This is a genomic window from Hydrogenophaga sp. (genome assembly GCF_022844385.1).
In the GTDB taxonomy this organism is placed as follows: Bacteria; Pseudomonadota; Gammaproteobacteria; order Burkholderiales; family Burkholderiaceae_C; genus Hydrogenophaga.
In genome coordinates this window covers 1-4382 of record NZ_JALHLX010000202.1, presented here as the reverse complement: position 1 = coordinate 4382, position 4382 = coordinate 1, and the positions used below count along the sequence as shown (strand labels likewise).

Below are 4382 nucleotides of genomic sequence, written 5' to 3'. Positions count from 1 at the left end.
GCGGATGCGCTGAAAGCTCATGTTGAATGTCTCCTGGAGTTTTTGGGGAACGCGCGGGGGTATGTGCAAGATTCACACCGCACGCCGCAACCCCTTATGAATCCTGCGTCTGCGCGCCTGTCGAGAGCCACGGCAGGGTGCGTCTGTCAAAGGGTCCGACATGGGACAAACCCTCAATGGACGAGGGAGCGCCACACCACCTGCCACCTATACTTTCCACGACCCCACCAGACCCACACCCCGCCATGAAGACCCTGCTCATCCTCAACGGCCCCAACCTCAACCTGCTCGGCACGCGCGAGCCCGAGGTCTACGGCGCGACCACGCTGGCCGACGTGGAAGCCGAGTGCGTGGCCCATGGCCAGCGCCTGGGCTTTGCCGTTGAATGTTTTCAGAGCAACCACGAAGGCGCACTGATCGACAAGGTCCAGGACGCGGGGCGCCGTTTCAAAGCGGGCGAGCTGTCCGGCGTGGTGTTCAACGCCGGCGCTTTCACCCACACCTCGGTGGCCCTGTTCGATGCCATCAGCGGCGTCAAACCCCTGCCAGTGATCGAGGTGCACATTTCCAACGTGCACGCGCGCGAAGCTTTCCGCCACCACTCCTACATCTCAGCTGCGGCGGCGGGCATCGTGGTGGGCTTCGGCACCGACGGTTACCGACTGGCCATCGAAGGCCTCGCGCGCAAAGCCCAGGCCGCCTGATCGCGGTGCGAGTCCGGCGTGCGACAGCTGCGGCAGCGACACCCGCTTCGCCGCACAGCACAATCGCCAAGTGAAAACCCGCCACTTCGCCCAGCTTGTGGGCCTGTCCGCGCTCTGGGGCGCGTCCTTCCTGTTCATCCGCATCGCCAGCCCGGTCATCGGGCCCATGGTGCTGGCGGGTTGCCGCGTGGCGCTGGCCGGCCTCACGCTGGCTTTCATCATGCGAGGGCTCAAGCAAGACTGGCCGTGGGAACACTGGCGCGAACTCTTGCTGCTCGGCGCGCTGTCGGTGGCCGCGCCCTTCCTGCTCTACGCGTGGGCCGCGCTGCGCCTGCCGGCTGGCTACAGCGCCCTGCTCAACACCACGGCGGTGCTGTTCGGCACGCTGGCATCCAGCTGGTTCAAGGAAGACACGCTCACCGCGCCCAAGCTGCTGGGCTGCCTGTGCGGTTTCATCGGCGTGGGCCTGATCGTGCGGCTGGGTCCGGTGCAGCCCGACGCAGGCACCATCGCCGCAGCGCTGGCCTGCATTCTGGCGGCGGCCTGCTACGGATGCTCCACTCCGCTCATGAAGCGCGCCACCACCCGCATGCAGCCGCTGGCCATTGCCGCAGGCATCCACCTCGCGGCGATGTTTCTGGTGTTCCCGGGTGCTGTCTGGGCGTGGCCAGAAGCGAGGTTCACACCAGCGGCACTCGGTGCCCTGTTCGTCATGGGTGTGGTCACCTCGGGCCTGGCCTACTGGGCGCACCTGCGCATCATCCGCCACGTGACACCGGTGGCGGCCATGAGCCCGGCCTTCCTCATTCCGGTGTTCGGCGTGACCTGGGGCCACCTGTTCCTGGGTGAGGCGCTGTCGCCCGGCATCTTTGCCGGCGGCGCGCTGGTGCTGCTGGCCACGGCGCTGGTGACCGGATTCAACCCACTCAAACGCTGGTTCGCTGCAACGCCCACGCCCTGACCGCACACGCGCAGGCCACCGCAGCGCAGGCTGAAGACAGCCAGAACACACTGGCCAGGCCCATGGCCGAGCTGAGCAAACCGCCCGCCAGACCCCCCACCACGCCCGGCAGGCCATAGCCCACCACGGTGTAGAGCGCCTGCCCACGCCCGCGCAGTCGCCCCGGAAAATGGTGCGAGATCAAGGCGATGCACACCGTGTGGTGGGCGGCGAAGGTGATGGCGTGCAGCGCCTGGGCCAGCAGCAACAGCGGCCACACCAGTGGAAAGCCAGCGGTAAGGCCCATGCGCAACGCCATGGTGGCGGCGCACAGCACCAGCCACGCCGACAGCGACATGCGCGGCAGCCAGCGGCCCTGGGTGAAGAACCAGCCGATCTCGATCACCACCGACAGCGCCCACAGCAGACCAATCACCGTCTTGCTGTAGCCCAGCGAGTCGAGGTAGAGGGAGAAAAAGACGTAGATGAAGATGTGCGCGAGCACGTGGAAAAACACCGCCGCAAAAAACCAGCGCACCGGCGGCTGGCGCAGCACAGGCCACACAGCGGGCTGCACCTCGTCGGCATGGCCCGGTTCGCGAAAGTCGGGCAGCAGCCACACGCTGAGCGTCACAGCCGCCAGCGTGGCCAGCGTCCACGCGGGAAAGTGCACCAGGCCGAAGCGCTCGAACCAGAAGCCTGCGGCCACCACCGTCAGCAGAAAGCCGAGCGAGCCCCACAGGCGGATGCGGCCGTAGCGTTTGGCATCGAACGCGCCGCCGTGGCTCACCAGGTGCGCCAGCGCGGCTTCGCTCATGGGCATCATGCCGCTGGTGTGGGTGAACATCAGCAGCAGCACCACGAAGAGGCCCACACCACCGAGGTCGAACCACAGCCCCAGCGAGAGCAACAGGGCCACCGTGGCGCCGTAACGCAGCAGCCGCACGCGTTCGCCGGTGCGGTCGCTCAGCGAGCCCCAGAGGTAGGGTGCAAAGAGGCGCGAGGCCGACTGCACCGAGGTCAGCACGCTGATCGCCAGCAGGCTGAAGCCGAGCTCCTTGAGCCAGAGCGGGAGGTAGGGATTGAAGAAGCCGATGTGCGCGAAGTAGCTCGCGCTGAGCATGGCAAACGGAAACAGCTGTTTTTTCTGGCTCACAAGAGTTTCCGTTCGCCCTGAGCTTGTCGAAGGGCAGGCTCAGCCCGAACGGGCTGTGGCTCAGCCGCGGGTCTTGGCCGCAATGTCGGGTGTGGGCAGTTGCACGTCGCCGCACTGCGCGCGGTGGCGCAGCGCGTGGTCCATCACCACCAGCGCCAGCAGCGCTTCGGCAATCGGCGTGGCGCGGATGCCCACGCAGGGGTCGTGTCGGCCCTTGGTGATGATCTCGGTAGGCGCCCCCGCCACATCGATGGTCTCGCGCGGGATCAGGATCGAGCTGGTCGGTTTGATCGCGATCGATACCTCCAGGTCTTGCCCGGTGCTGATGCCGCCCAGCACACCGCCGGCCTTGTTGGCCGCAAAGCCCTCGGGCGTGAGGCTGTCGCCGTGCGTGCTGCCCTTGTCGGCCACGCTGGCAAAGCCGGCGCCGATCTCCACACCCTTGACGGCGTTGAGGCCGAGCATGGCGTAGGCGATGTCGGCGTCCAAGCGGTCGTAGAGCGGCTGACCCAGGCCCACGGGCATGCCCTGCGCGGTCACACGGATGCGCGCGCCGCACGAGTCGCCGCTCTTGCGCAGCGCGTTCATGTAGTCCTCGATCGCGGACACGTCGGCCACAGGAGCAAAAAACGGGTTGTGGGGCACATGCTCCCAGCTCTCGAACGGGATGACCACATCACCGACCTGCGTCATGCAGCCGAGAAACGTGGTGCCGAATTTCTCCTTGAGCCACTTGCGCGCCACGGCGCCGGCGGCCACGGTGGGCGCGGTCAGGCGGGCCGAGCTGCGGCCACCGCCTCGCGGGTCGCGGATGCCGTATTTCTGCCAGTAGGTGTAGTCGGCGTGGCCGGGGCGGAAGGTCTGGGCGATGTTGCCGTAGTCCTTGCTGCGCTGGTCGGTGTTGCGGATCAGCAGGGCGATGGGCGTGCCGGTGGTCTTGCCCTCGTACACACCGCTCAGGATCTCCACCGCGTCGGGTTCGTTGCGCTGGGTGACGAACTTGCTGGTGCCTGGGCGACGGCGGTCCAGCTCGACCTGGATGTCGGCCTCGCTGAGTTCCATGCCCGGCGGGCAGCCGTCGATCACGCAGCCAATGGCCGGGCCGTGGGATTCACCAAAGTTGGTGACGCAAAACAGGGTGCCGAAGGTGTTGCCGCTCATTCGCTGGATTATCCCTGAGGCACGCTGGTGCACCGGTGGGCCAGTCTGGTGCGTGAAGTGCGGCGGAAAACCGGTCGCAGGGGCCAGCGTTGAACAGGAACATTTCGTGCTTTGCGCTGCAGTGCAGCAAATGATGGCTGCGAAGCCCCAGAAAGGAGCACACCATGCTCGACCGCACCAGCACCTTGTTCTCGCACGTCAAAGGCACCGACAACCCCTGGGTCGGTGGTGGACTGCGGGACTTTTTCCTCTACCGCGATCTCGGCATCGCCGCGGCCACCCACGGCAAGGTGATCGCGCACCTGGTCAAGGCCAACCTGCCGCCCGAAGAAGGCACGGGCTGGCACCGGCACGAGGCGGACTTCCAGATCGTGATCATGATCAAGGGCTGGGCCAAGTTCATGTACGAAGACCAGGTGAC

At 66.5% G+C, this 4382-nt stretch carries 4 protein-coding genes and 1 pseudogene; 3 read left to right on the top strand and 2 right to left on the bottom strand.

What is annotated here, in order from left to right:
* Positions 1 to 245 precede the first annotated feature (245 nt).
* Positions 246 to 704, top strand: coding sequence for a type II 3-dehydroquinate dehydratase (gene aroQ / locus Q0C59_RS18955; RefSeq protein ID WP_291218498.1), 459 nt, complete (start codon positions 246 to 248; stop codon positions 702 to 704).
* Positions 705 to 774: 70 nt separating this feature from the next.
* The gene (locus Q0C59_RS18950) at positions 775 to 1665 is read left to right on the top strand and encodes a DMT family transporter (RefSeq protein WP_291218496.1); all 891 of its coding nucleotides are present in this window, start codon (positions 775 to 777) and stop codon (positions 1663 to 1665) included.
* On the opposite strand, the gene Q0C59_RS18945 is transcribed toward Q0C59_RS18950, so the two are convergent.
* Together Q0C59_RS18945 and aroC are read right to left on the bottom strand one after the other, a co-directional pair.
* The gene (locus tag Q0C59_RS18945) at positions 1631 to 2800 is read right to left on the bottom strand and encodes an MFS transporter (protein WP_291218495.1); all 1170 of its coding nucleotides are present in this window, start codon (positions 2798 to 2800) and stop codon (positions 1631 to 1633) included. The genes Q0C59_RS18950 and Q0C59_RS18945 overlap by 35 nt on opposite strands.
* A gap of 60 nt (positions 2801 to 2860) precedes the next feature.
* Positions 2861 to 3961 (bottom strand): chorismate synthase, encoded by a 1101-nt coding sequence (gene aroC, locus Q0C59_RS18940; protein WP_291218493.1) that lies wholly within the window; start codon positions 3959 to 3961, stop codon positions 2861 to 2863.
* A gap of 164 nt (positions 3962 to 4125) precedes the next feature.
* On the opposite strand from aroC, the pseudogene Q0C59_RS18935 reads away from it, so the two are divergent.
* Positions 4126 to 4382: pseudogene (locus Q0C59_RS18935) on the top strand (cupin); the annotation flags it as partial.